Origin of the sequence: Romboutsia sp. 13368 (genome assembly GCF_018336475.1) — a bacterium.
Lineage (GTDB): Bacteria > Bacillota > Clostridia > Peptostreptococcales > Peptostreptococcaceae > Romboutsia.
The window spans coordinates 1,194,645-1,196,852 of sequence record NZ_CP048741.1 but is presented as its reverse complement, the minus strand read 5'-3'; the positions used below and the strand labels follow the sequence as shown (position 1 = coordinate 1,196,852).

2 protein-coding genes are annotated in these 2,208 nt (G+C 26.0%); both read left to right on the top strand.

The window, feature by feature from the left end; genetic code table 11:
- Positions 1-303 (top strand): triose-phosphate isomerase (locus G3997_RS04875; RefSeq protein ID WP_296648990.1); only part of this gene is annotated, 303 nt, incomplete at its 5' end.
- Between the two features lie 95 nt (positions 304-398).
- On the top strand, positions 399-2,208 hold a 1,810-nt coding region (locus G3997_RS04870), incomplete at its 3' end, for a ligand-binding sensor domain-containing protein (RefSeq protein ID WP_296648987.1).

Here is a 2,208-nt window from a genome sequence, read left to right as displayed (position 1 = left end):
TGGGCTATAGGAACTGGAAAAACAGCTACATCTGAAGATGCAAATGATGTTATAGCTTATATAAGACAAGTTGTAGCTAATCTTTATGGAGATTTAGCAAATGAAGTTAGAATTCAATACGGAGGAAGTGTAAAACCTTCAAACGTAGCTGAAATAATGAATCAAAGCGATATAGACGGGGCTTTAATTGGTGGAGCTAGTTTAGAAGCAAATGATTATGTAAAGCTTGTTAATTTCAATGATTATGTAAAGCTWRAATATAATAAACTATATTTCTTTAAACGTAAAGTAAAAACTTGTTAAAAAATGTAAAATAATATAGAATGTAATAGAATGTAAAATAAATACTATAATAAAATAAAAATATGCAACGAAAAATTAACATGAAGGGTAAAAATATGGTTATAAAAAGACACTTTAAAAGTTTAATAGCAACAACGTTAATCGGGATTAATGTGCTTTCACCTATGAATAATATATCTTATTCTCAATCTAAAAACTTAATTTTTAACAATTTAAATATAGAACAAGGTATAAGCCAATCTAGTGTAGATATTATATTCCAAGATAGTAAAGGATACATATGGTTAGGAACTAACGATGGTTTAAATAGATACAATGGTTATGAATTTAAAATATATAACTATGAAGAATACGAAAATAGCATAAGTGGTAATGGAATAACAGATATTACAGAAGATAAGGAAGGTAATATCTGGGTAAATACATCTAAAGGTGTAAATAAAATAAATACATCTACGGATGAAATTTTTAATTATACAGAACTTAATGAAAAGATCAATGAAGATAGTACAACTGAAATTATAGCAACAAAAGATAATAAGATTTTAGTAGGTACATATGAAGGACTAAATTTATATAACCCTAAAGAAGATAGATTTGAACTTATACTAGAACAAAAAGATGGAATATTAAGTAGTTGTATATATGCAATAACAGAAGATGATAATGGTAATATATGGATAGGTACAGAATCTGGTATAAATAAACTATCTAAAGATTTTAAAATTTTAGAATCATATCCATTAGGAGAAAGTGAAATCTACAATATTTTTTGTGATGATGATAATGGTTTTGTATGGGCAGGATCTGATAGTTCAGGTTTATTAAGGATAGATACAAAAACTAAAAAAGTAAAACAATACATAAATAACCCTGATGATAAAAATTCTCTTCCTGGAAATCAAGTTGGAGATGTATTAAGAGATAGTAAAGGAAATCTGTGGGTAGGTACTACAGATGGACTTGCTAGATATGATGAAGAAAAAGATAACTTTGATATTTATAAAAAGAAAGTTTATGATAAAAATAGTTTAGTATATGATGATGTAAGAACTATAATAGAAGATAGAGAAGGTATTTTATGGGTTGGTACATATTCTGGTGTTAGCATATTTGATACAGATAGTAGTATAAAATATTACAATGCAGGTTTAGATGATGAATACCTATTAAGTGAAAATATGGTTCATGGTATTTATGAAGATAAAGATGGATACCTATGGGTTGGAAGTAGGAATAAAGGTGTCAATATAATTGATAGAGAAAATAATACATCACAGTCTATTAGTATGGAAAATAATRATGTAATACAAAGTAATAGTATAAATGATATTACAGGATATAAAGATTTTATATTTATAGCAACAGATGCTGGAGTATTAAAAATCGATAAAAAAGAAAAAACAATTAGAAACTATAATCTAGAAGATAGATTAATAGGAGAAAATGTTAAAGATATTTTGGTATGCAATAAAAACTATCTATGGATAGGAAGTACAAATGGATTAACATTACTTGATATAGAAAATGATAAAGTTATAGATATGACTAATTATGTAGAAGAAGGTTCATATGTTAAACATATGCATCAAGGTAAAGATGGAAGCTATTATTTAGGATTTTATAAAGATGGTGGATTTGGAGTTATAGAACCTAATGCTAAGGAAACTAAGTACTATAAAAATATACCAAATGATAAAACTAGTATAAGTAATAATCGTATAAGATATATAAATGAAGATTCAGAAGGTAATATATGGATAGGTACAAGTTATGGTTTAAACAAATACAATCCAAAAACAGAAAAATTTGAAAGATATACAACTCAAGATGGTATAGCTAATAACACTGTATATGGAGTATTAGTAGATAATAATGATAATATATGGATAAGTACTAATAAAG